Origin of the sequence: Nocardia sp. AB354, from assembly GCF_049538315.1 — a bacterium.
Taxonomy (GTDB): Bacteria; Actinomycetota; Actinomycetes; order Mycobacteriales; family Mycobacteriaceae; genus Nocardia; species Nocardia nova.
In genome coordinates, this window is record NZ_JBMVFU010000005.1 from 164,665 (window position 1) to 184,192 (window position 19,528).

The 19,528-nt window shown below is 68.7% G+C and carries 23 protein-coding genes; 10 read left to right on the forward strand and 13 right to left on the reverse strand.

What is annotated here, in order from left to right; all coding sequences use genetic code 11:
- Positions 1-85: 85 nt before the first annotated feature.
- Entirely contained in the window at positions 86-556 is a 471-nt protein-coding gene (locus tag ACPCUW_RS09615) for a hypothetical protein (RefSeq protein ID WP_030513711.1), read from the reverse strand.
- Between the two features lie 89 nt (positions 557-645).
- On the reverse strand, positions 646-1,341 hold the full coding sequence (locus ACPCUW_RS09620) for a MerR family transcriptional regulator (RefSeq protein WP_423424498.1): 696 nt from the start codon (positions 1,339-1,341) through the stop codon (positions 646-648).
- Positions 1,342-1,455: 114 nt separating this feature from the next.
- On the opposite strand from ACPCUW_RS09620, the gene ACPCUW_RS09625 reads away from it, so the two are divergent.
- Complete coding sequence (locus ACPCUW_RS09625; protein WP_423424366.1) at positions 1,456-2,664, forward strand: erythromycin esterase family protein; 1,209 nt, start codon at positions 1,456-1,458, stop codon at positions 2,662-2,664.
- A gap of 138 nt (positions 2,665-2,802) precedes the next feature.
- Here the strand turns inward: ACPCUW_RS09625 and ACPCUW_RS09630 are convergent, their stop codons facing one another.
- Positions 2,803-3,195 carry a hypothetical protein gene (locus ACPCUW_RS09630; RefSeq protein ID WP_146098734.1) on the reverse strand — a complete coding sequence of 131 codons (393 nt, stop codon included), beginning with the start codon at positions 3,193-3,195 and terminating at the stop codon, positions 2,803-2,805.
- A 238-nt stretch (positions 3,196-3,433) separates the two neighbouring features.
- On the opposite strand from ACPCUW_RS09630, the gene ACPCUW_RS09635 reads away from it, so the two are divergent.
- The 3 genes from ACPCUW_RS09635 to ACPCUW_RS09645 are packed head-to-tail and all read left to right on the forward strand — an operon-like array spanning position 3,434 to position 6,332.
- Positions 3,434-4,105 carry a LuxR C-terminal-related transcriptional regulator gene (locus tag ACPCUW_RS09635; protein ID WP_423424367.1) on the forward strand — a complete coding sequence of 224 codons (672 nt, stop codon included), beginning with the start codon at positions 3,434-3,436 and terminating at the stop codon, positions 4,103-4,105.
- The gene (locus ACPCUW_RS09640; RefSeq protein ID WP_423424368.1) at positions 4,075-5,292 is read left to right on the forward strand and encodes a sensor histidine kinase; all 1,218 of its coding nucleotides are present in this window, start codon (positions 4,075-4,077) and stop codon (positions 5,290-5,292) included. The genes ACPCUW_RS09635 and ACPCUW_RS09640 overlap by 31 nt, the downstream gene beginning before the upstream one ends.
- The gene (locus ACPCUW_RS09645) at positions 5,289-6,332 is read left to right on the forward strand and encodes a hypothetical protein (protein WP_423424369.1); all 1,044 of its coding nucleotides are present in this window, start codon (positions 5,289-5,291) and stop codon (positions 6,330-6,332) included. The genes ACPCUW_RS09640 and ACPCUW_RS09645 overlap by 4 nt, the downstream gene beginning before the upstream one ends.
- An 8-nt stretch (positions 6,333-6,340) precedes the next feature.
- Here ACPCUW_RS09645 and ACPCUW_RS09650 read toward each other — a convergent pair whose 3' ends face one another.
- Positions 6,341-6,646: a response regulator transcription factor gene (locus ACPCUW_RS09650; RefSeq protein ID WP_423424370.1), complete on the reverse strand. Its 306-nt coding sequence runs from the start codon at positions 6,644-6,646 to the stop codon at positions 6,341-6,343.
- A 342-nt stretch (positions 6,647-6,988) separates the two neighbouring features.
- On the opposite strand from ACPCUW_RS09650, the gene ACPCUW_RS09655 reads away from it, so the two are divergent.
- Positions 6,989-7,471 carry an LppP/LprE family lipoprotein gene (locus ACPCUW_RS09655; protein ID WP_423424371.1) on the forward strand — a complete coding sequence of 161 codons (483 nt, stop codon included), beginning with the start codon at positions 6,989-6,991 and terminating at the stop codon, positions 7,469-7,471.
- A gap of 30 nt (positions 7,472-7,501) precedes the next feature.
- On the opposite strand, the gene ACPCUW_RS09660 is transcribed toward ACPCUW_RS09655, so the two are convergent.
- The gene (locus tag ACPCUW_RS09660) at positions 7,502-7,987 is read right to left on the reverse strand and encodes a GNAT family N-acetyltransferase (protein ID WP_227462961.1); all 486 of its coding nucleotides are present in this window, start codon (positions 7,985-7,987) and stop codon (positions 7,502-7,504) included.
- 82 nt (positions 7,988-8,069) lie between these two features.
- Between ACPCUW_RS09660 and ACPCUW_RS09665 the strand changes: the two genes are divergently transcribed.
- Positions 8,070-8,963 (forward strand): LysR family transcriptional regulator, encoded by an 894-nt coding sequence (locus ACPCUW_RS09665; RefSeq protein ID WP_423424372.1) that lies wholly within the window; start codon positions 8,070-8,072, stop codon positions 8,961-8,963.
- A 9-nt stretch (positions 8,964-8,972) separates the two neighbouring features.
- Here the strand turns inward: ACPCUW_RS09665 and ACPCUW_RS09670 are convergent, their stop codons facing one another.
- The 3 genes from ACPCUW_RS09670 to ACPCUW_RS09680 all read right to left on the reverse strand — a co-directional run bounded on the left by ACPCUW_RS09670 (position 8,973) and on the right by ACPCUW_RS09680 (position 11,588).
- On the reverse strand, positions 8,973-10,508 hold the full coding sequence (locus ACPCUW_RS09670; RefSeq protein WP_423424373.1) for an aldehyde dehydrogenase family protein: 1,536 nt from the start codon (positions 10,506-10,508) through the stop codon (positions 8,973-8,975).
- A gap of 187 nt (positions 10,509-10,695) precedes the next feature.
- Positions 10,696-11,277 carry a carboxymuconolactone decarboxylase family protein gene (locus ACPCUW_RS09675; protein ID WP_064901369.1) on the reverse strand — a complete coding sequence of 194 codons (582 nt, stop codon included), beginning with the start codon at positions 11,275-11,277 and terminating at the stop codon, positions 10,696-10,698.
- Positions 11,277-11,588 (reverse strand): hypothetical protein, encoded by a 312-nt coding sequence (locus ACPCUW_RS09680; RefSeq protein ID WP_195022363.1) that lies wholly within the window; start codon positions 11,586-11,588, stop codon positions 11,277-11,279. The genes ACPCUW_RS09675 and ACPCUW_RS09680 overlap by 1 nt, the downstream gene beginning before the upstream one ends.
- A gap of 161 nt (positions 11,589-11,749) precedes the next feature.
- On the opposite strand from ACPCUW_RS09680, the gene ACPCUW_RS09685 reads away from it, so the two are divergent.
- Entirely contained in the window at positions 11,750-13,288 is a 1,539-nt protein-coding gene (locus ACPCUW_RS09685; RefSeq protein WP_423424374.1) for an acyl-CoA synthetase, read from the forward strand.
- Positions 13,289-13,315: 27 nt separating this feature from the next.
- Here the strand turns inward: ACPCUW_RS09685 and ACPCUW_RS09690 are convergent, their stop codons facing one another.
- Complete coding sequence (locus ACPCUW_RS09690; RefSeq protein ID WP_064901375.1) at positions 13,316-13,672, reverse strand: hypothetical protein; 357 nt, start codon at positions 13,670-13,672, stop codon at positions 13,316-13,318.
- Positions 13,673-13,929: 257 nt separating this feature from the next.
- Between ACPCUW_RS09690 and ACPCUW_RS09695 the strand changes: the two genes are divergently transcribed.
- Positions 13,930-14,466, forward strand: coding sequence for a hypothetical protein (locus tag ACPCUW_RS09695; RefSeq protein WP_423424375.1), 537 nt, complete (start codon positions 13,930-13,932; stop codon positions 14,464-14,466).
- A gap of 10 nt (positions 14,467-14,476) precedes the next feature.
- Here the strand turns inward: ACPCUW_RS09695 and ACPCUW_RS09700 are convergent, their stop codons facing one another.
- Complete coding sequence (locus tag ACPCUW_RS09700; protein WP_245925620.1) at positions 14,477-15,913, reverse strand: glyceraldehyde-3-phosphate dehydrogenase; 1,437 nt, start codon at positions 15,911-15,913, stop codon at positions 14,477-14,479.
- Between the two features lie 188 nt (positions 15,914-16,101).
- Complete coding sequence (locus tag ACPCUW_RS09705) at positions 16,102-16,587, reverse strand: GAF domain-containing protein (protein WP_063012871.1); 486 nt, start codon at positions 16,585-16,587, stop codon at positions 16,102-16,104.
- 297 nt (positions 16,588-16,884) lie between these two features.
- Between ACPCUW_RS09705 and ACPCUW_RS09710 the strand changes: the two genes are divergently transcribed.
- Positions 16,885-17,133 (forward strand): hypothetical protein, encoded by a 249-nt coding sequence (locus tag ACPCUW_RS09710; RefSeq protein ID WP_030513689.1) that lies wholly within the window; start codon positions 16,885-16,887, stop codon positions 17,131-17,133.
- Positions 17,134-17,202: 69 nt separating this feature from the next.
- Here ACPCUW_RS09710 and ACPCUW_RS09715 read toward each other — a convergent pair whose 3' ends face one another.
- Entirely contained in the window at positions 17,203-17,688 is a 486-nt protein-coding gene (locus tag ACPCUW_RS09715) for a GAF domain-containing protein (protein ID WP_423424376.1), read from the reverse strand.
- Positions 17,689-17,829: 141 nt separating this feature from the next.
- Here ACPCUW_RS09715 and ACPCUW_RS09720 point away from each other — a divergent pair, with 141 nt between their 5' ends.
- Positions 17,830-18,201 carry a nuclear transport factor 2 family protein gene (locus ACPCUW_RS09720; RefSeq protein WP_030513687.1) on the forward strand — a complete coding sequence of 124 codons (372 nt, stop codon included), beginning with the start codon at positions 17,830-17,832 and terminating at the stop codon, positions 18,199-18,201.
- 10 nt (positions 18,202-18,211) lie between these two features.
- On the opposite strand, the gene ACPCUW_RS09725 is transcribed toward ACPCUW_RS09720, so the two are convergent.
- Complete coding sequence (locus ACPCUW_RS09725; RefSeq protein WP_423424377.1) at positions 18,212-19,204, reverse strand: LLM class F420-dependent oxidoreductase; 993 nt, start codon at positions 19,202-19,204, stop codon at positions 18,212-18,214.
- Positions 19,205-19,528 lie beyond the last annotated feature (324 nt).

Consider the following 19,528-nt stretch of genomic DNA (forward strand, 5'->3'; position numbering starts at 1 on the left):
CCCGGAAAAACCCTGGTGCGCAATCCGTCCGGCTTCCGTCCAGCGGAGTGCGGGCGAATTGCGCCACCGGGGTTCGCCGGCGGAATCAGCTGCCGGTGATCTGCTCGTAGTAGAAGAAGTGGTGGCCCTTCGCATCACAGGAGAAGCTGCCGTGGAACCCGACCGCACACGTCGACCCGGCGTGGGAGACCGCGGGTCCGGCCGTCGGCCCGGACCCGGCGCTCTGGCCGTAGGTCGAGATGTCCGGATTGCCGCCGGGCAGGGTATGCGGAGTCCCGGCATCGAACCCCGGATGCGCGGGCGCCCACGGCACGTCGATGACGACCTCGCGGACCGGGAAGGGCACCGGCACCGACACATTGCCGCCGAGCTGGATGGACATCCACGTCGGATCGGCGAGATCGCATCCCACGCTGCCGTCGTCGGCGATCGAGCAGTTCAACCTCCCCGCGGAGAAGTACACGGGCCCGGGAGTGTCGGCGCCGGCCACGCCGCCGAACGCCAGCGGCGCCGCCGCACCGGCCATCGCCAACGTACGCACGATCCATCGTTTCACGCTGCCTCCTTGGGTGTGATCATGTTCCTGACGTACCCATCGCCCCACCGCCACAACCCATTACGGCGCGCCGCGCCTGTCCGGACCGGCTACCGGACCCGATCCATCTGCGTCAGGTACTCGTCGAGGCGAGCCGCGCCGGTCACGAGATGTCGGCTGCGGGTGATCAAGCGGTCCTGCCACGCATCGAGAAAGGTACTCAGCGCCTGCGCGCCGCCCGCCGCGCGCAACGACTCCAGGAACTGCGCGACCTGCGGGAGCAGATAGCCGCCGCGACGCAGTTGCCTGGCGATTTCGGCGTCGCGCACGCAGTCCGGGCCGTACCGGCGATAGCCCGTCACGCGGTCGCGTTCGGGGCGCAGGATGTCGTGAGTTTCCCAGGTACGCAAGGTAGCCGGGTGTACCCCGAGCCGGCGCGCGAGCTCGCCGACGGTCAGGGGCGGGCCGGGAACCGGTGTGGGCGCGGCGGACAGGCCGCTCAAGGCCGCGGCGACTTCGGTGCGAGTGCCGCGTTCGGTCAGCAGCGCGACATGTGCGGCGTCGATGAGCCGGTAGGCCGATTCGAGGTCGCCGCGATGGATCGAACGCATGATCTCCGCGGCCCGCCGATGTCCGTGCCCGGTGCGAAGGGCGAGGAATGCGCGCAACGCCACCGCGTGCAGCACGGTGTAGCGGCGATACCCGGCGTCGCTGCGCTCGGCCGGCGGCAGGATGCCCGCCTCGTCGTAATTGCGGATCGCCTGAGCGGACAATCCGTGTTCGCGGGCGAGATCGACGGGCCGCAGGACGTACCTCCGTTTGAGACTTCTACGGGTGTTTTTCCAGGTCGCTTCGGCAGAAGTTTCACTCGAACCTTCAACGATAGTGTCGAAGGTATTCGCTGCCGGAAAGGGGTATCCATGTCCACTGCCACCACACTGCGTGCCATCGGCCGTCCTCTCGACGACCCGGTGAACCTGGGCCGCACCCTCGACGAACTGCTCGCCGCGTGCCCTGGGGCCCCGGCCCTGCTCGGCCTCGGTGAGCCGACACACGGCATCGCGGCATTTCCGTTGCTGCGCAACGATATTCTGGCCCACCTCGTGCAGCGGGGATTCCGGTCGATCGCGCTCGAGATCGACTTCTTCGCCGCCGCCCGCGTCGACGACTACGTCCGCGGCGCCACCGCGGATATCGATGATGTCCTCGCCACCGGGTTCAGTCACGGCTTCGGCGCGATACCGGGCAATCGCGAACTCGTGGAATGGCTGCGCGCCTACAACACCGGCCGGTCGCCGGGGGATCGCGTGCACTGCTACGGATTCGACGCGCCGGTGGAGATCTCCGCGGCACCGAGTCCGCGACGTGCGCTGGCCGCGGTCGCCGACTCTCTGCCCGCGGCGCTGCGACCGGCGTCGGCAGCCGACCTCGACGCCCTGGCCGGTGCGGACGCCGACTGGACGAACGAGGCGGCCATGTTCGACCCGGCCGCCTCCATCGGCAATTCCGACCGGGCCCGTGCCCTGCGCATCGTCGCCGACGACCTCGCCAGTGCCCTGCACCGCGCGGGTCCGGGGCTGCGGCCGGCCGATCCGTCCGGCTACGACCGGGCGGCCGACCATGCCCGCACCGCACAGGGTCTGCTGCGTTATCACGCGGCCATGGCGACCCCATCCACCGATCGCCTCGGCGACCTGCTGAGCCTGCGCGCCGAGATGATGGCCGCGAATCTGCTGACGATCGTCGGGCGGGAGCGGCATCGCGGGCCGAGTCTCGTCTTCGCGCACAATGCCCACCTCCAGCGCGCGCACTCCCCCGGTGAGGAAGCGCCCGGCTGGGGCGGAGCCGGAGCCCTCGTCGCCCTCGCCCTGGGAGCCCGCTACACGGTCGTGACGACCGACGGCGCCCCCGCCGCCGATCCGGCCACCCTCCAGGGCGTGCTGGCACGGGCGACGACGCGTCGAACCCTTTTTCCCACAAGCGAATTGCGCGAGTACCTGCCCTCCGCGATCGCCACGGGCGAACCGATCGTCCTCGGCCACATCCCGCTACGCCGCGCGGATCTCGACACCGCCGACGCCACCGTCTTCATCACCGACACCGACGGGAAACAGGTCCGCTACTGGTAGCGGAACCTTCGGGACCACGTACCCGAGTGGGGATGATGGACTTCACAGATCGCCCCGTTCATGCTGAACCTGTTCGGTGAACCCGTTGGGCAGTAAGGGACAACGGCGACCTCGCCGTCTCAGTCGGCGCCGGAGCGCTCAGGACAGGATCGAGTGGACGTGGCGGTCCTGGAGGGCGTCGTGGGTGTGGGCGGCGAGCCAGGCGGCGAAATCCGTGTGGGCCGAGGATGTTTGGTCGAAGAAGCCGGCGCTGACGAGGGTGTCGTCGCGCTCGATGACGACGTCGATCGTTTCCCCGCGCTGGGTGACCGCGAAGGCCGCCGCGGGGGTGCGGAGGAGGTGATGACGGCGTCCCGCGTCCGAGGGGCGGATATCGCTGAGCGTCGCCGCGACGATGTCGACGACGTTGTCGTGCCGGCGGCGCAGGCGGCGCGGCACATCGGTGACGACCGTGTGCACGGCGAGAATCAGCTCGGCGAGATCGTCGAAATCCACCGTGACCGTGGGTACATGGCGCGGTTCTGCCGTCACGACCACCACGCCTCCTTCCTCGAACCTGGGGCGCTGCCATCCGATACCGCTCAGTCTGCCCCGCCGCGGCGAGTGCGTCAGTCGGCATTTCGCACGACAACTGGTCAATTGTCCGTGACCGTCCGACCGGCCGGACGTAATGAATTACCCCGGCGGAGTGAATAACAATCATCATTCGTCGGCGGATTCGCGCGCCGAGACCGGCACAGCCGGGCGCGGGTCGGCAACAGGAGGGGGCATGATGCGGGAGAATGTCGCGGCCGGGGACCCCTATCGCATCGGTGTCGTCGAGGACCACCAGGTCACCATCGCCGGTCTGCGCCAGATACTCGCCGGTGAGCCCACCGTCACCATCGCGGCCACGGGCGCGTCGGTAGCGGAATTGCTCTCCTTCACAACGGATCTGGCGCTCGTCGTCCTCGATCTGCGACTACCCGACGGTTCCTCCCCCGCCACCAATATCGAGCAACTGCGGGCCGCCGGCATCGAAACCCTCGTATTCACCTCCGGCGACGAACCGTTCCTGGTGCGCGCCGCCGCCCGGGCCGGTGTTCTCGGAGTCGTGCGGAAATCCGAACGCGACGAGGTGGTCGCCGCCGCGGTGCGCGACGCCGCGGCCGGGCGCCAGGTGCCGACGACGGAGTGGGCGGTCGCCATCGACTCCGACGAGAACTTCACCACGGTCACCCTCAGCCCTCGCCAGCGCGACGTGCTCGCCCTGTACGCCTCGGGCGAATCGGCGGCCCGCGTCGCGCGGCTCACCAGCCTCACCGAAGACACCGTCAATGCCTATCTGGCCCGGATCCGGCAGAAGTACGCCGAGGCGGGGCGGCCGTCGCGCACCAAAACCGAACTGTTCAAACGCGCTCTGGAGGACGGGTGGCTGCCGATACCACGTCGACGCCGGTAGCTCCGGACGCCGGTCACCCGCGGACGACGGCAGGCCCGGCCGAGGACCGCATCACCCGGTTGTTCGCCCGCTTCCTCTCCTCCGGTTATGTGGCCTATCTGTTCCTGATGGCCGCGACCATCTCCAGCCAAGCCGGCGATCTGGCCCTCTGGTGGACCGTGCTCGCGGTGGGCATCGTCTACGGCCCGGCGATCGTGATGGGCCCGTTCTCGTTTCATTCCGACCTCCGGTGGGTCCGCGCGACCGCCGCCGTCACCGCGCTCGGTTTCGTGGTCGCGGCAGTCCTGTGGCCCGTGGCGTGGAACGGCGAACTGCTGCAGGCCGATGCGTGGATCTCCACCATTCCCGGCCTGGCCGGACTGTCCGCGGCGCTGGTCTGGCCGGCGGGCCGGACGGTGGCCGTCCTGCTCGCGGCGGTGGTTCCGGTCCAGATCGTCAACCATGTCTGCCGGGCGCCCGGCCACAACGGCCGCTTCGTCCCGGACCTGATGTTCGCGATCAGCTTCTGCCTGCTCTTCGTCGCCGCCGGGCTGATGGCGATGCGCACCGGACGGATTCTGGACGCGACCAGGACCGAAGCCCACGAGGCCGCGGCCGCCGCCGCGGCAGCCACCGCGCGCACCGTGCAACGCGCCCGCTTCAACGCCCTGCTGCACGATTGGGTGATGTCGACGTTGCTGGCGGCCGCGCGGGGAACGCGGCGGTCGGAGGTGCGCCACCAGGCCGAAATGGCGCTGGCCAAGCTCGGCGACGTGGGTTCCGAAGGCGCGCAGGGCTTTACGGCGTCGACGGCCGCCGCGCACATTCGCACCGCGGTCGCCGATGTCGACGACCGGCTGCCGGTCACGGTGAGCGAGGACGCGGCCACCGGCGACCGCTACTTCCCCGCCGAACCGATACAGATCCTCGGTGCCGCCGTCGCGGAAGCGGTGCGCAACAGCGTCATTCACGCCGGAGCACACGCCGCCCGCACGGTGACCCTGGGATTCGCCGACGGCCGGATCGAGGTCACCGCGGCCGACGACGGCCGCGGATTCGATCCGGCGAAGGTTCCGGCCCACCGCCTCGGGCTGGCCGTCAGCATCGTGGAGCGGGTGCGCCGCCTGCCCGGTGGCGACGTCGAGGTGCGGAGCCGTCCGGGCGCGGGCACCCGGATTCACCTGTCCTGGCAGGCGGACGAGCGATGAGCGCCGCCACCGGCCCGGTGCGCGATGCTCGCACCCTGCTCGGCATGGACACCCGGCCGGCCTGGCTGATCGCGGCCTTCTACCTGATGTCGGAAGCGGCACTGAGCCTTTCGTCCGCACAACAGACCCGCCACCTGTGGCCGGTACCGACCGGATTGGCCATCACCGCCGCGGCGACCGCGGCACTGTTGCGCATCCGCCCCGATCCGCTGCCCCTGCCCGCCACCGCCGCGCTGGCCGCCTCGATTCCGGCGACAGCCGCTCTGACCCTGTTCAACCTGCCGATCCCCCCGACCTCGGTCGCGCAACTGTGGTCGTTCGGGGCCGGCACCGTGACCGCGACCTTCATGTGCGTGCGCGGACGCACGGGAGCCGCGTGGGCCGGTCTGCTGTCACTGATCGCCACCTCCGCCGTGTGGTCGTGGCAGAGCGGACAGGGATTGGGTCACGGCGTGGCGATTTCGGTGATCAACCTGGGCCCGCTGATGATGGCGACCTTCTTCGCCTACACCCTGCGCCCGGCGGCCCGGGCCATCTTCCGGTTGCGGGAGGAGTCGACGCGGCAGGTGGGCTCCGAAGCCGCCGCGGCCGCCGCCCTCGACGAACGACGAGCCCAGATCCAGCGCCTGGACGATATGGTCCGCCCCATCCTCGAACGAATCGCGGGCCCCCAGCCCCTCGACGAGCGCACCCGCGAGGACTGCCGGCTGATCGAGGCACATCTGCGCGATACGCTGCGAGCCCCCGCGCTGGCCACCGAACCGGTCACGACAGCAGCGCGCCACGCGCGGTTGCGCGGCGTCGACGTCGTCCTGATCGACGACCACGGCCTCGACGACCTTCCCGCCGCCACCCGCCGACGGATACTCGGTACCGTCGCCGCGGAGCTGACCACCGCGTCCGCCGGGACGGCTCACGTTCGAATCCTGGCGCCGCACAGAGCGATTCTGGCCACCATCGTCGTCAACGATCCCCGCTCCGGCATCCGCCGGATCGAGATCGATACCCCGGCATGCCCGGCGCCGCGGCCCGATCCGTAACCGCGACCTCAGATGTCGTCGAGGTTCAGATACCCGTCCTGCAGCGCGCGTGCCAGCAGCGCGGCCTTCGTCGGCGCCGGCCGACCGGCGGCGCGGTACTTCTCCCGGATCCGGGCGAGGTGCGTGTTGACCGTTCCGGGCGCGATGAACAGTGTGCGGCAGACCTCGCCTTTGGTCTCCCCGAGGATCCACGCGAGCAGTACTTCCACTTCTCTGGCACTGAGCCGCGGCCGTGGTTCCGGGGCAGCGGCGGGCGCTGTGCGATCGGCGATCGCGTGGGCGAGACAGGCCGGAACCGGCGACAATTCGGACACGATGTCTTCCTGTTCTGCAGAAGCCGACGGCATCGCCGTCCCCGGCGACGTGTGTGTGGACACGCTACGCAGTTGCCGGGCCGCCCGGCAGGTTCCAGTTGCTTGACCCGAGAACTGGGGTCACCGTTCGCTCGGAAAACGAAGGGACTCATCGCGTTGATCCGCCACACTCGACAGATGACCGTCGCCGCGCAACGCTCCGCCACCTCTCGCCTCCCGCGCCGGCAACTCCAGCGGGCCTGTCTGCCGGTAATTGTCTGCGTGGCTCTCGCCTTATCGACCGGATGTGGCAGTGGGCCCGAAAACGCCTCCGCCACTGCGAGTTCCGCTACCTCGGCGGCAGTGTCGCCGACGCGGGTGGCGCCCACCACGCAGGGAACCGTTTCCCCCGTCACGACGTCCGGTTCGGCGGACTGCGCGACCGACCTCTCGGCGCCGGAGATTCGCCGGGCCGTCGCCACCGTGGCGCCCTACGACGCCGGTGGCGGTGACACCTGGGCATGGAACGACAACCCGCCCGCACTGCGCGGCACCTACAACCGGTGTTCGACACTGTCGGTCGTGGTGGTCACGATTCAGCGCGCCACCGCGAGCTCACCGGAGCACGCGCTGCTGTTCCACAAGGGCGACTACGTCGGCACCGCCACGCCGAAAGCCCAGGCGTTCACCACGATCGACACCGCAGCCGGTACCGACGACACCGTCGTATTGACCTACAAGACGCCCGGTAGCTGCAACGCCTGCCCCGACGGGACCTCGACGACGGTGTCGTTCCACTGGAACGGCTCGGGCGTGGACGTGCAGGGGCGTCCGCCGATCAACTGATCACCGGATTCCGGAACGGCCACCGGCGGTTCAGACGGACGAAACCTGTTCCGCCAGATCGAATTTCATGAACACATCGGCACGATCGTAGGGAATGGGCCGCAGCTGCTCCGGCGGCACATGGACGAATCCCACCGATTCGTACAGGTGCACGGCGTCGGCCAGGCGCCCGTTGCTCGCCAGGAACAGCGAGGTCGCGCCGCATGCGCGAGCGTGGTCGATGGCGGCGTTCAGCAGCAGACGGCCGATGCCCCGGCCCCGCACCCGCGGCGCGACCGCCATCTTCGAGATTTCGAAGACGCCCGGATCCTCCGCGACCAGCGCGACGCACCCGACGCGGTCGTCACCGTCGCGCGCGATCAGCACCTGCCCGCCGTCGGTCACGATCCGCTGCGGATTGCCGAGGGTGGCGAGGTCGGCCGGTTCGACGCCGAACAGAGCGGTGATCCATTCCAGATTGAGTTCTTCGAAGGCGGCGGCGTCGGCCGGCCCGGACATCGGTTCGACGAGAATCACGTCACCAGGATGCGCGCCGGAACCCATAGCGTCCAATATTCGATAGCTCCGATTGATATCGTGAACTTATGGATGGCGGCCTGTGGACGGGGTAGAGCTGCGGCACCTTCGCTACTTCCTGGCGGTCGCGGAGGAATTGCATTTCGGCCGTGCCGCGGCCCGGCTGCACATCGCCCAGCCCGCCCTGACCCAGCAGATCCGGCGGCTCGAGACGCTGCTCGGCGCCCGGCTGTTCGATCGCACCTCGCGCACGGTGGCCCTGACTCCCGCCGGCTCCGTCCTGCGTGATCGCGCCGAGGCCCTGCTCGGGCACGCACAACGCGATCTGGCCGAGGTCGCGCGGATCGGGCAGGGCGGGCAGGGAACGCTCTACCTGGGCTTCGTGCCGTCGGTACTGCCGCTCGAACCCCTGCGCGGGGTGCGCGCGTTTCGCGACCGCTATCCGCTCGTCGAGGTCGACCTGGTCGAGGGGTTCACCAGCCATCTGATGGAGCGGCTCGCCAACGGCGCCCTGGACCTCGCGATCGTGCGCGATCCCGACCCACGGCCGGGCACCACCATCACGCCGCTCATGACCGAGCCGTTCGTCGCGGTGGTGCCCGACGACCATCCGCTGGCCGGACGCGATTCCGTCACCGGGGCCGAGCTGGTCGATCACCCGATGGTCTTCTTCCCGCGCGCCGCAGGCTCTCTGGCCCACGACCGGAACCTGGCTCCCCTACTGCGATCGGGCCGCCGCCCGCGCATCGTGCAGGAGGCCACCAACTGGACCATCATTCTCTATCTGGTGGCCGCGGGCCTCGGCATCACGGTCGCGCCGCGCAGCGCCACCTTCACGGCGCCGGCTTCGGCGCGGATCATCCCGCTGACCGAAACCGACGCGGACACAACCATTTACACCGCGCACCGCGCCGGCGACGAGCGAGCGCTGGTCCACAATCTGCTCGCCCTGTTGCCCGGCCCGGCCGCGGCGTGAGCGCGACCGTCAGGACAGCAGTTTGCGCAGGATCTTGTTGCCGAACCCGTAGCGGATGAGACCGTCGAGGTTGCGAATGGTCTTCTCCGAGTAGGGGTACCAGATGCTTTCCTGCTTGGACTGCCAGCGGTCGATCAGGACCGGCTGGGCATGGGTGAAGCTGCGCAGTGCGCCCGGGCCGTTGACCTGGCCGACGCCGCTGTCCTTGCGCCCGCCGAAGGGCGCCTCGGGCACACCGTAGATGACGGCCGCGTCGTTGTGCACGACCGAACCCGTGGTGAGCTGGGCCGCGATGCGCCGGGCCTTGGCGGCGTCCTTGGTGAACACCGAGCCGCTGAGCCCGTATTTGCAGTCGTTGGCCAGCCGGATGGCCTCGTCCTCGTCACGGACCCGCATGATGGTGGTGATCGGACCGAACGTCTCCTCGGTCATCAAGTCCATGTCGTGGTGCGCGCCGACGACGACGGTGGGCTGGAAGTACAGGCCCTCGCCGGTGTCGGCCGCGCCGCCCACCACGATGTCGGCGCCCTTGGCCTTCGCGTCGTCGATGTGCCGGATCACGATGTCGCGCTGGCGATCCCAGAACAGCGGGCCCATATCGGTGTCGCCGGGACCGTAGGTGACCCCCGCCGCCTTCTCGGTGACCAGCCGGATGAACTCGTCCGCGACGCTGTCGACCACGTAGATGCGTTCCACGCTCATGCAGACCTGGCCGGTGTTGAACATCGACAGATACACCGCGCCGGCGGCGGCGCGCTCGAGATCGGCGTCCGCGCAGACGATCATGGCGTCCTTGCCGCCCAGCTCCAGGGTGCACGGCAGCAAGCGGGTCGCGCAGGCGGCCGCGATCTTGCGGCCGGTGCCGACGCTGCCGGTGAAGCACACCTTGTCGATATCCGAATCGACCAGTGCCGCACCGGTTTCGCCGTCGCCGTGCAGCACCTGCACGACATCCTCCGGCACCCCCGCCTCGTGCAGCACCCGCGCCACCCATTCCCCCGAACGAGGCGTCACCTCGGACGGTTTGAACACCACGGTGTTGCCGGCGACCAGCGCCTGCACCACCGGATTGAGCGACAGCACGAACGGCGCGTTCCACGGCGTCACGACGCCGATCACGCCGAGCGGCTGATACTGCATGTACAGCTTCTTCATCGGTTTCAGATAACCGTGCAGCCGCTGCCGGTGCGAGCGCAGATCACGCCGGGCGCGCGCGGTCCAGTAGTTGAGGAAGTCGCAGGCGGGCACGATCTCGACGCCGAGCGCCTCGGCCTCCGGCTTACCGGTCTCGGTGCGAATGGTCTCGGCGATCTCCGCGCGCCGGGCGACGATCACACCGATGGCGGCGCGCACGATCTCGGCGCGCTCGGTGATGCTGCGGGCGGCCCACGCGGGCTGGGCGACGCGGGCGCGCGCGACCGCGCTCTGCACCTCGGCGGTGGTGTCCACCTCGAGTTCGCCGATGCGCCGGCGATCCACCGGACTGTCCAGCGCCAGCGTGCGCCGGTCACCCTCGGTCGTCGGCAGTGGGTGGACGATGGCCATGGTCTTCCCCTCGGTCGGAGCTGGCGTTCCAGTGCGATTCGGTTGTGACACAAGGTTTGTCGCAACCGAATCGACGGCACGGCGAAACCCTCGTGAACTAGTAGACAACTTACCAAAACTGTCTACCCATTGCGAGAACTTGTTCTAGATTTCCACCGGACAGACATCCGCGGACCACTCCCCCTCGCTACCGATAGCCTCGCTTCAGCAGGTATTTCGCGCCCGCGTCGAAACCATCCGGACCCAGGACGTCGAATCCGAAGGCGTCCGCGAGCCGGTTGGTCGTGTTGAAGGCGGCGCAGACCGCCAAGGCGTCCTCGACCTGTTGTGGCGACACTCCGGCGGACAGGACCTTTCGGACGTCGTCGGCATCGACCTCCCCGTCGCGGGTCAGCTTGCCCAGGAGCAGCAGCGTCGCGCGCAGGCCCGCGTCGATCGACGCGGAGTCCGGATCGTCGAGCACCGCACGAACTTTCGCCTCGTCGGCATACGCGCGCCTCGCGGTCGCGCTGTGGGCACCGATGCAGAACGCGGAGTCGTTGACCTTCGACACGTACGCGGCCATCAGCTCCCGGTCGGCGACCGACCATTCGGAGGGTCCGCGCATCGCCGCGTGGGTGAACGCCTTCGCTCGCGTGCCGTAGAAATCCGGACGATAGAACACCAGCTTCGCGGCATCGGGCAGCGGCTGACCGGAGAACACTCGGATCGCCTTGAACAGGAGTTTGGTTCCGGGGCGATAGCCGTGGTTCAGGATGTCCGGCCGCATCAGCCACGCTCCCCGGCCGCTTCGGCCAGCGCCGCGAGCCCGGCGTCGTACTGCCGTGCGGACTGCCCGACCGCGGCGGCGATGACCAGTTCGACGAGTTCGTCCTCGCCGAATCCCGATGCCCGCGCCGCCGCGAAGTCGGCATCGGTCACCTCGGTCGGGCGGGTCGCGACCTTGTCGACGAGTTCACGCAGCGGTGGCGGTCCGGCGTTTCCGAAGGCTTGCGCCCGTTGCTCCCGTGGGGTGCTGCCGTCGCCGTCGCGAATCCGTTCCACCAGAGCCCGGAACACCTCGCGCTTGTCCTGCGCCATCTCGCCTCCTCACAGCCGGTTCCGTGTCATGGACGCGAGCCGTGACGGGCAGGCGCCACGGACACGAATGTACGCCCAGGGAGCCGGTTCGCCGGCTAGACCGGCAGAACGGCTCGCGAATTCCCCACCAAACTAGTTGGACGTCCTATAATCTCCGGCCTATGAGTCTCGATCCCCGCACGCACACCATCGACGGCGTGCTGCACCGCTCGGCGGCGAAGGTCCCGGGCCGCACCGCGCTGACATTCGAAGGCCGGGCCTACACTTACCGGGAACTCGACGCCGCGGTCACCCGGGCGGCGGCCCATCTGCTCGGCCTCGGCCTGGCCGCGGGCGATCGGGTCGCCGCCTACGGCACCAATTCCGACGCGTACGTGATCGGCTTCCTGGCCTGCGCGCGGGCAGGCCTGGTGCACGTACCGGTGAACTACGCCCTGAAGGGCGGGGAGCTGAGCTACCTGGTCTCCCAGTCGGGCGCGCGGGCCGTCCTGGCCGATCCCGCGCTGATCGGCACGCTCGATCAGGTGCGGGGCGAACTCACCGCGGTCGACTACGTGGTACCCCTGCGCGATGCCGACGGATCGCTGCGGGAGGTCGCCGACGCCGCGGACGAGGTCTCGGACTTCTCGTCCCGGGCGTCCGCCACCGATCTGGCCCAACTGCTCTACACCTCGGGCACGACGTCGAAACCCAAGGGCGCCATGATGACTCATGAGGCGCTCGTCTTCGAGTACGTCTCGTCGGTGATCGCGCTGGACCTGCGTGCGAACGACAATCCGCTCGTCGCCATGCCGCTGTACCACTCGGCGGGCATGCACGTGTTCATGCTGCCCTACCTGGCGGTCGGCGCGACCGTGCACCTCATGGCCACCCCGGATATCCCGGAGATTCTGCGCCGGGTCGAACAGGACCGGATCGGTTCGCTGTTCCTCGCCCCGACCGTCTGGGTGCCGCTGTCCAACCACCCCGACCTGGAACGCCGCGACCTGTCGTCGCTGCGCAAGGCCCAGTACGGCGCCTCGATCATGCCGGTGACCGTGCTGAACAGGCTGCGGGAACGCTATCCCGACCTCGGCTTCTACAACTGCTTCGGACAGTCGGAGATCGGGCCGCTGGCCACGGTGCTGCGCCCGGAGGAACATGCCGAGCGGCCGTCGTCGTGCGGGCGGGCGGTGTTCTTCGTGGAAACTCGTGTGGTCGACGCCGACGGCAACGATGTCGGCCCCGGCGCGCCGGGAGAGGTCCTCTATCGCTCGCCACAGCTGTGCCGGGGGTACTGGGACAATCCCGAGGCGACCGCGGAAGCCTTCCGCGACGGGTGGTTCCACTCCGGCGACCTGGTGACGCGGGATGCCGACGGGTACATCACCGTCGTCGACCGGATCAGGGACGTCATCAACACCGGCGGTATTCTCGTCGCCTCCCGCGAGGTCGAAGACGCCCTCTACACCCATCCCGCCGTCGCCGAGGTCGCGGTCATCGGCACCCCGGACGAGAAGTGGATCGAGGCCGTCACCGCTGTCGTGGTGCTGCACGAGGGCCGCGAGACGACGGCCGATGCGCTGATCGCGCACGTCAAGGAGCTGATCGCACCCTTCAAGGTGCCCAAGAATATTCGATTCGCCGAGTCGCTGCCCCGCAACCAGAGCGGAAAACTACTCAAACGCGAACTGCGCGAACCACTTACGACGGCGGATTGACCGGACCGGCGGTCATTACGGGGCTCGTCACCACGGGCCGATGACGTGCTCGAGCAGGGCGAGCGCGAACGCGCCCAGCACCGCCAGCCCGAACCCCGCCGCGAAGGTGAGCGCCAGCGAACGCCCGAGCCGCCGGCCGTGCGCGCGCACGATCATCAACCCCGCCACACCACCGAGCACGGCCAGCAACATGCCGCCGCCCATCACGAGATAGAACACCGCGGCCAGCGCGGCGTTCACCGCCTCGTGAAGTCCTTCGGCGTACTCACCGAACGGAATCGGGAACCGATAGACGCTCGCCACCACCGCCGCGGCAAGCGGTGCGGTGAGCACGGCCACCAGCGCACCCCACAGCACACCGACCCACAGGGCCACTCCGGTCACGCCGCGCGGCTCCCCTGCCGGACCGCCGTCCCCGAACCCCATAACCTGACCTCGCGTTCCACCTGTCGCCGGGCACTACACTCGCGCACGCGCCGGGCGCGAATGCCCGGCTCTGCCAGAGCAAACCAGACGAACGCGCCGCACCGCCAGGTGGGCAGGTCACCGATGTCCTAGGGTTGTTCGCGGCGGCCCGCCTGCCCCACCCGTGCCCGACCCATGGCCGCGCCCCGCACCGGACGATCAGAAACGGGAGACTCATGGACGGCAGCCGCAACGCACTGCTCCACGGTCCCCTGTTCTCCCGGCGCGATCCGCTGGACCGCAGCAATGCCGCCAGCCGGATCAGCGCCTACGTCTACGGCAACATCCTCATCCTCGCCGCGCTGATCCCGGTGACCACCACCGAGGAGCACGTCGGAATCCTCGTGGTCGTCGGCACCGCGCTGTCCACCTTCGTCGCGCACGCCTTCGCCGAGGGCGTCGGCCAGGCCGTGCGGGAGAACCGCGCGCTCACGCCGCGGCAGCGGTGGGAGGAACTGCGCGATTCGGTGCCGATTCTCAGCTCCGCGGTGCTGCCGTCGATCATCCTGGCGGCCGCCGCCGTCGACTGGCTCGAACCCCGCACCGCACAGATCGTCGCCGAGGTGGCGATGCTCGTCCGCATCGGCGGCATCGTCTTCGTCATCGAACGGCTCAAAGGCGCCAGACCCGGCCGCTCGACCATTTTCACGGCACTCCTGCTGACCGCCGTCGCGACGACGGTGGTCGTCGTCAAGGTCGTCCTCACCCACTGACCGGGCGCGGCTACCCCGCCTCGACCGCCGCGAGCGCGCGCACATCGGCGGCATCCTGCGACCGATCCGCGAACCGCGGATAGGTCGGGTACTCGATACCCGAGATGTACTGCACCGTCCGGACCACCTGGGACGAATAACCGAATTCGTTGTCGTACCAGCAGTACAGGATCGCGGTGTCGCCCTCGACGATGGTGGCGTTGGCGTCGATGATCGAGGCCGCGCGCGAGCCGATGAAATCGCTGGACACCACGTCGGACGCGGCGATGTAGTCGAGATTGCGGCTCAGCGGGCCGGCGAGCGACACCTGCCGCAGGTACTCGAGCACCTCGGACTTCGTCGTCTCCCGTTCGAGTTGCAGGTTCAGGATGGCGACGGACACATCCGGGGTGGGGACGCGAATCGAGTTACCGGTGATCTTGGCCTTGAAGTCCGGCATCGCCTTGGCGACGGCGGAGGCGGCGCCGGTTTCGGTCAGAACCAGGTTGAACGGCGCGGAGCGGCCGCGGCGGTCCGCCTTGTGGTAGTTGTCCAGCAGATTCTGATCGTTGGTGAACGAGTGCACGGTTTCCACGTGGCCGCGGGTGATGCCGAATTCGTCGTCCATGGCCTTGAGCGGCGGCACGATCGCGTTGGTGGTGCAGGAGGCGCACGAGAAGATCCGCTGCGTCAGATCGAGGTCGCGGTGGTTGACGCCGTGCACGATATTCGGGACGTCGCCCTTACCGGGTGCGGTGAGGACCACCTTCGCGATGCCGGGGCGCAGATGCTGCGACAGCCCGTCGCGATCGCGCCACTTGCCGGTGTTGTCGATCAGGATCGCGTCGTCGATTCCGTATTCGGTGTAGTCGATGGTCGTCGGATCGTCGCTGTAGATGAACTTGATGACGTTGCCGTTGGCGATGATCGTGTCGTTGTCGGCGTCGACCTTGATGGTGCCGTTGAAGTGCCCGTGCACCGAATCGCGGCGCAGCAGCGACGCGCGCTTGGCCAGGTCACCGTCGCCGCCGCGGCGAACCACCACCGCGCGCAGGTTCAGCCCGTTGCCGGAGCCGACCTTCTCGATGAGCAGGCGGGTGACCAGCCGGCCGATCCGGCCGAAGCCGTACAGCACGACATCGCGCGGACCCGGCGACTGCGCCTTGTTGCCGCCGATCACCTCGGCCAGAACCACCTCGGTGAACTCCCGAACCGAGAGCCCGCGGTCGTCGGCGCGATAGGCCACGACCAGCTGGCCGAGATCGATCTTGCACGGGCCGAGATCCAGTTCGTCCAGGACGCGCAGGAACGGCAGCGTCTCGTCCACCGACAGCTCTTCGCCCTCGATCTGGCGGGCGAACCGGTGTGTCCGCAGAATGCTGATCACCGACCGGTTCACCAGCGACCGGCTGTGCAGCAGGACCGTCACACCCTTCGCCCGATACAACGTGCCGATGATGGGGATCATCGCCTCCGCGGCAGCTTCCTGGGCGTTCCAGCGGTCAAGTTGTTCGGTAGTCAACGCAGGTCCTCGGTTTCCTCGACGGGTACGCCACGTCGATGCTAATGAGGGCCCGGATATCACCGACGGCGGATCCCCGGCGGTGAGCTTTCGAGTGGCGGCGACCACACCGCCGCCGCGGCGGTGTACCGCCGTCAGTCCCGCCGCAGCCGCGGTGGATTGCGGCGGCGGATCTGCAATAGGTCGGTGGCACAACGGCACACCGGATGCAGTGCGTCGGCGAGTTCTTCGCTCAGCCCATTCGCGGCCGGGGTGTAGATGCTCAGGACCCCGACCACCGAACCGTCGTCGTCGGACAGCGGCTGGCACTGCACCGCCTGCACTCCCCACAACCGCAGTTCCGCGCCGCACCCCGGCCAGCGCGAACTGCCCGCGAGATCGGTGATCACGATCGGCACGCCGGTCGCCGCCACCTCGCGAGCGGGGCTGTCGGGGTGGAGCAGCTGAGCCTCCTCGACCATTCGCGCGCGATGCGTCGTCGCCGCCACGATCTCGAGCACCGTTCCGCCGTGCGCGGTCACCCCGGCCATCGGTGAGCCGGGCAGGGCACGCAGCAGTGCGGCGACCCCGGCCGCCGAAACAGGCGACGCACCGGTGCGACCGGGTGGGTCACTGTGCATAACGGACCTCGATCCGACGCGATGAGTCAACAACACCGGCGGCATACCGGCCCGGCAAAGCGGGGCCGAGGTATGACGACCAGTCTTCGAGTGCCCCGCTGCCCGCCGCGGCAAACCTCGTCCCGGCGAGCCCGCCGACGCGGAGGACGAATGTTCGTCCAGTACAAGCCGTTTGCCTTATTGCGCCTCGAACGGGGAGCGCCGTTTTCACGGCGCGTCGCCGGGGTACCCATCGACAATCCGCACCGGAACGAACCTCGTCACCGTCGAGGCCCATCACCACAGGAGGTGTGCTGTATGGACGATCTCCAGCGCAGAGTGTTGACCGCGTTGACATCTGCGCGGCGCGGGCTGAAGACCGCGGACGCACGCCTGCTGGAACGTCGAATCGTGGGACTGCGGGCAGAAGTCGACGCCGCCGGCTATCCCCGCCCCCAGCATCTACGCCTGAAGGCGTCGTGCGCGGAGGCACTGGCCGCGGCCAGGTGGACTTTGGGCCGGCCGAGCCCCCAGGCCTTCCGGCCGGCGATGCAGGCGGCCTCGTAGCCGACCGGCGACACCCGGAACACGCCTCCGATTCGGTTGCAGCACTGCGACGTCGAGCCGGACGTCCGCTCAGTCCCTCCCCTCGACCGAGGCGAGATAGATGGCCGCGATCTCCTCCAGGCCCCGCTGATCGACCGGACCGAATCGGTCGAGTTCGGGACTGTCCAGATCGAAGACGCCGAGCAGCGCGCCCTCCGACACCAGCGGCACCACCAGTTCGGATCTGCTCAGCGGATCACAGGCGATATGGTCGGGCACCGCGTGCACGTCGGCGACGCGTTGAGTCCGGCGGGTCCGCGCCGCCGCACCGCACACACCGCGATCCAGCCCGATCCGCACACACGCCGGGCGGCCCTGGAAGGGGCCGACCACCAGCTCCCTCCCGTCGTAGAAATAGAATCCCACCCAGTTCAGGCCGGGAAGAACGTGATAGACGAGCGCCGACAGATTGGCGGCGTTGGCGATCCGGTCGTGTTCCCCCGCCAGCAGGGATCGGGCCGACGCCGCGAGCTCCCGATAGCGTTCGTCGTCCGTGTGGTCGTCGGCGGCGCTCATACCGCACCCGCGCCCATGCGATGGTTCATGCGTATCCCTTTCCTGGTCGCGGCTTCGGATGTCCCGCCGGCGGCTCGCCGACCGTCCCGGCAGGCGGGATCGGCCCGCGGCACCGCGCCGGATCCGTGTTTTCGTTGTCCCATGGCTTCAGCGGAACGGATTCGAGCAGCGGTGCACCGGTATCTCGAGGCGGTGGGCTCGGGGTCGGCCGCCGATGTGGCGGCATGTTACAGCGAGGATGCCACCGTGGAGGATCCGTTCGGTTCACCACCGCACATCGGCCGGGCCGCGATCGAAAAGTTCTACGGCGCATTGGATTCCGCGCATATGCGCACCGAACTGCTCGACCTGCGGATCGCGGGCGGGGCGGCGGCGTTCCGGTTCCGGGTGGTCACCGAAACCGGTTCCCGCACAACGACGATCGAACCGATCGATGTGATGACCTTCGACGAGGACGCGCGGATCACCGGTATGCGTGCGTTCTGGTCGCCGGAGGACGTGCGCGTCGACTGAGGGCGGCGGTTCATCGCAACGCGGGAATCACCGCACGCTCGAACAACTCCACCCCGGAAAGATCGTATGCCGATTCGGGGAAGTTGTGGATCGCGTACGACAAGCCCAGATCGCGGACCCGGGACAGGTTCTCGACGATCTGTTCCGGTGTGCCGACCGCGAGGGAATCGGCGGAGAGGTTGGCGACCCAGTTCCGCGCCGCCTCGGCCCCGAGCACAGGAGCGAGCCGCGAGGCGAGTGCGTCCAGCCGTTCGCGCACCTCTGCCTCGGTGGCGCCGACCACGGTGTTGAAGTTGGCACTGCGGGTGATCGCGTCGAAATCGGTTCCGACGGAGGCGCAATGCTCGCGCAGCAGCTCGGATTTGCGGGTGAAGGTCGCGGGATCGCCCGCGAAGTTGGTGTACTGCGCGTATTTCGCGGCGATGCGCAGCGTGACCTTCTCGCCGCCACCCGCGATCCAGATCGGAATACCGCCGTGCTGGAGCGGCAACGGATACACCCGGGCGCCGTCGACCCGGTAGTACTTGCCGTCGAGGGTGGCGGTGCCGGTGGTCCACGCCTGACGGAAGATCTGCACACCCTCGTCCAGCCGGCCCAAACGCTCACCCGCGGAGGGGAATCCGTAGCCGTAGGCGCGCCACTCGTGCTCGTACCAGCCGGCGCCGATACCCATCTCGACCCGTCCGCCCGAGACGAGATCCACGGTCGCGGCCACCTTGGCGAGGTAGGCCGGGTTCCGATAGCTGATCGCCGTGCACATCTGGCCCAGCCGGATGCGCGTGGTGGTGGCGGCGAACGCCGACATGAGCGTCCACGCCTCGTGTGTCGCTTCCTCGGTGGGAACCGGCACGGTGTGGAAGTGGTCGTAGACCCACAGCGATTCCCAGACGTCCGCGGCGTCGGCTCGCTGCGCCAGGTCCCGCATCACACCCCACTGCGCCCCCGGTTCGATGCCGACCAGATCCAGTCGCCAGCCCTGCGGAATGAAGATGCCGAAACGCACGCCGTGCCTCCTCGTCGAGAGAACAGATCCGGCGGCCACTCTTCCCATCGATGCGCTCGCGGGCAAGAGTTCGGCGCTCGGCGCGCCGAACTGCCCACGGAGACCCGGCGAAGCCGGAATCGGTTCACCGGGTCTGCGAAGCCTCGATCAGAGCAAGGCGCCGATCAGGCCGGTGAGGATCGATCCGAGACCCGAGGCCAAAGCTCCGACAACCGCAATGATTCCGCTTATCACAGCGTTCCTTTCTCCGAGCGTTCCGTTGGCAAACCACGATGTATTCGATGTCGAGGTGTATGTCGGATTGGTCCCGCCTCCGCCGGCACC

Excerpts from the sequence above, each read along its gene's own strand:
- ACPCUW_RS09625 (WP_423424366.1), top strand. The coding sequence starts at position 1,456 with ATGTCCACTGCCACCACACTGCGTGCCATCGGCCGTCCTCTCGACGAC.
- ACPCUW_RS09720 (WP_030513687.1), top strand. The coding sequence starts at position 17,830 with ATGGCTTCAGCGGAACGGATTCGAGCAGCGGTGCACCGGTATCTCGAG.
- ACPCUW_RS09645 (WP_423424369.1), top strand. The coding sequence starts at position 5,289 with ATGAGCGCCGCCACCGGCCCGGTGCGCGATGCTCGCACCCTGCTCGGC.
- ACPCUW_RS09670 (WP_423424373.1), bottom strand. The coding sequence starts at position 10,508 with ATGGCCATCGTCCACCCACTGCCGACGACCGAGGGTGACCGGCGCACG.
- ACPCUW_RS09675 (WP_064901369.1), bottom strand. The coding sequence starts at position 11,277 with ATGCGGCCGGACATCCTGAACCACGGCTATCGCCCCGGAACCAAACTC.
- ACPCUW_RS09715 (WP_423424376.1), bottom strand. The coding sequence starts at position 17,688 with ATGAGCGCCGCCGACGACCACACGGACGACGAACGCTATCGGGAGCTC.
- ACPCUW_RS09635 (WP_423424367.1), top strand. The coding sequence starts at position 3,434 with ATGATGCGGGAGAATGTCGCGGCCGGGGACCCCTATCGCATCGGTGTC.
- ACPCUW_RS09700 (WP_245925620.1), bottom strand. The coding sequence starts at position 15,913 with ATGATCCCCATCATCGGCACGTTGTATCGGGCGAAGGGTGTGACGGTC.
- ACPCUW_RS09680 (WP_195022363.1), bottom strand. The coding sequence starts at position 11,588 with ATGGCGCAGGACAAGCGCGAGGTGTTCCGGGCTCTGGTGGAACGGATT.
- ACPCUW_RS09695 (WP_423424375.1), top strand. The coding sequence starts at position 13,930 with ATGGACGGCAGCCGCAACGCACTGCTCCACGGTCCCCTGTTCTCCCGG.
- ACPCUW_RS09705 (WP_063012871.1), bottom strand. The coding sequence starts at position 16,587 with ATGCACAGTGACCCACCCGGTCGCACCGGTGCGTCGCCTGTTTCGGCG.
- ACPCUW_RS09710 (WP_030513689.1), top strand. The coding sequence starts at position 16,885 with ATGGACGATCTCCAGCGCAGAGTGTTGACCGCGTTGACATCTGCGCGG.
- ACPCUW_RS09685 (WP_423424374.1), top strand. The coding sequence starts at position 11,750 with ATGAGTCTCGATCCCCGCACGCACACCATCGACGGCGTGCTGCACCGC.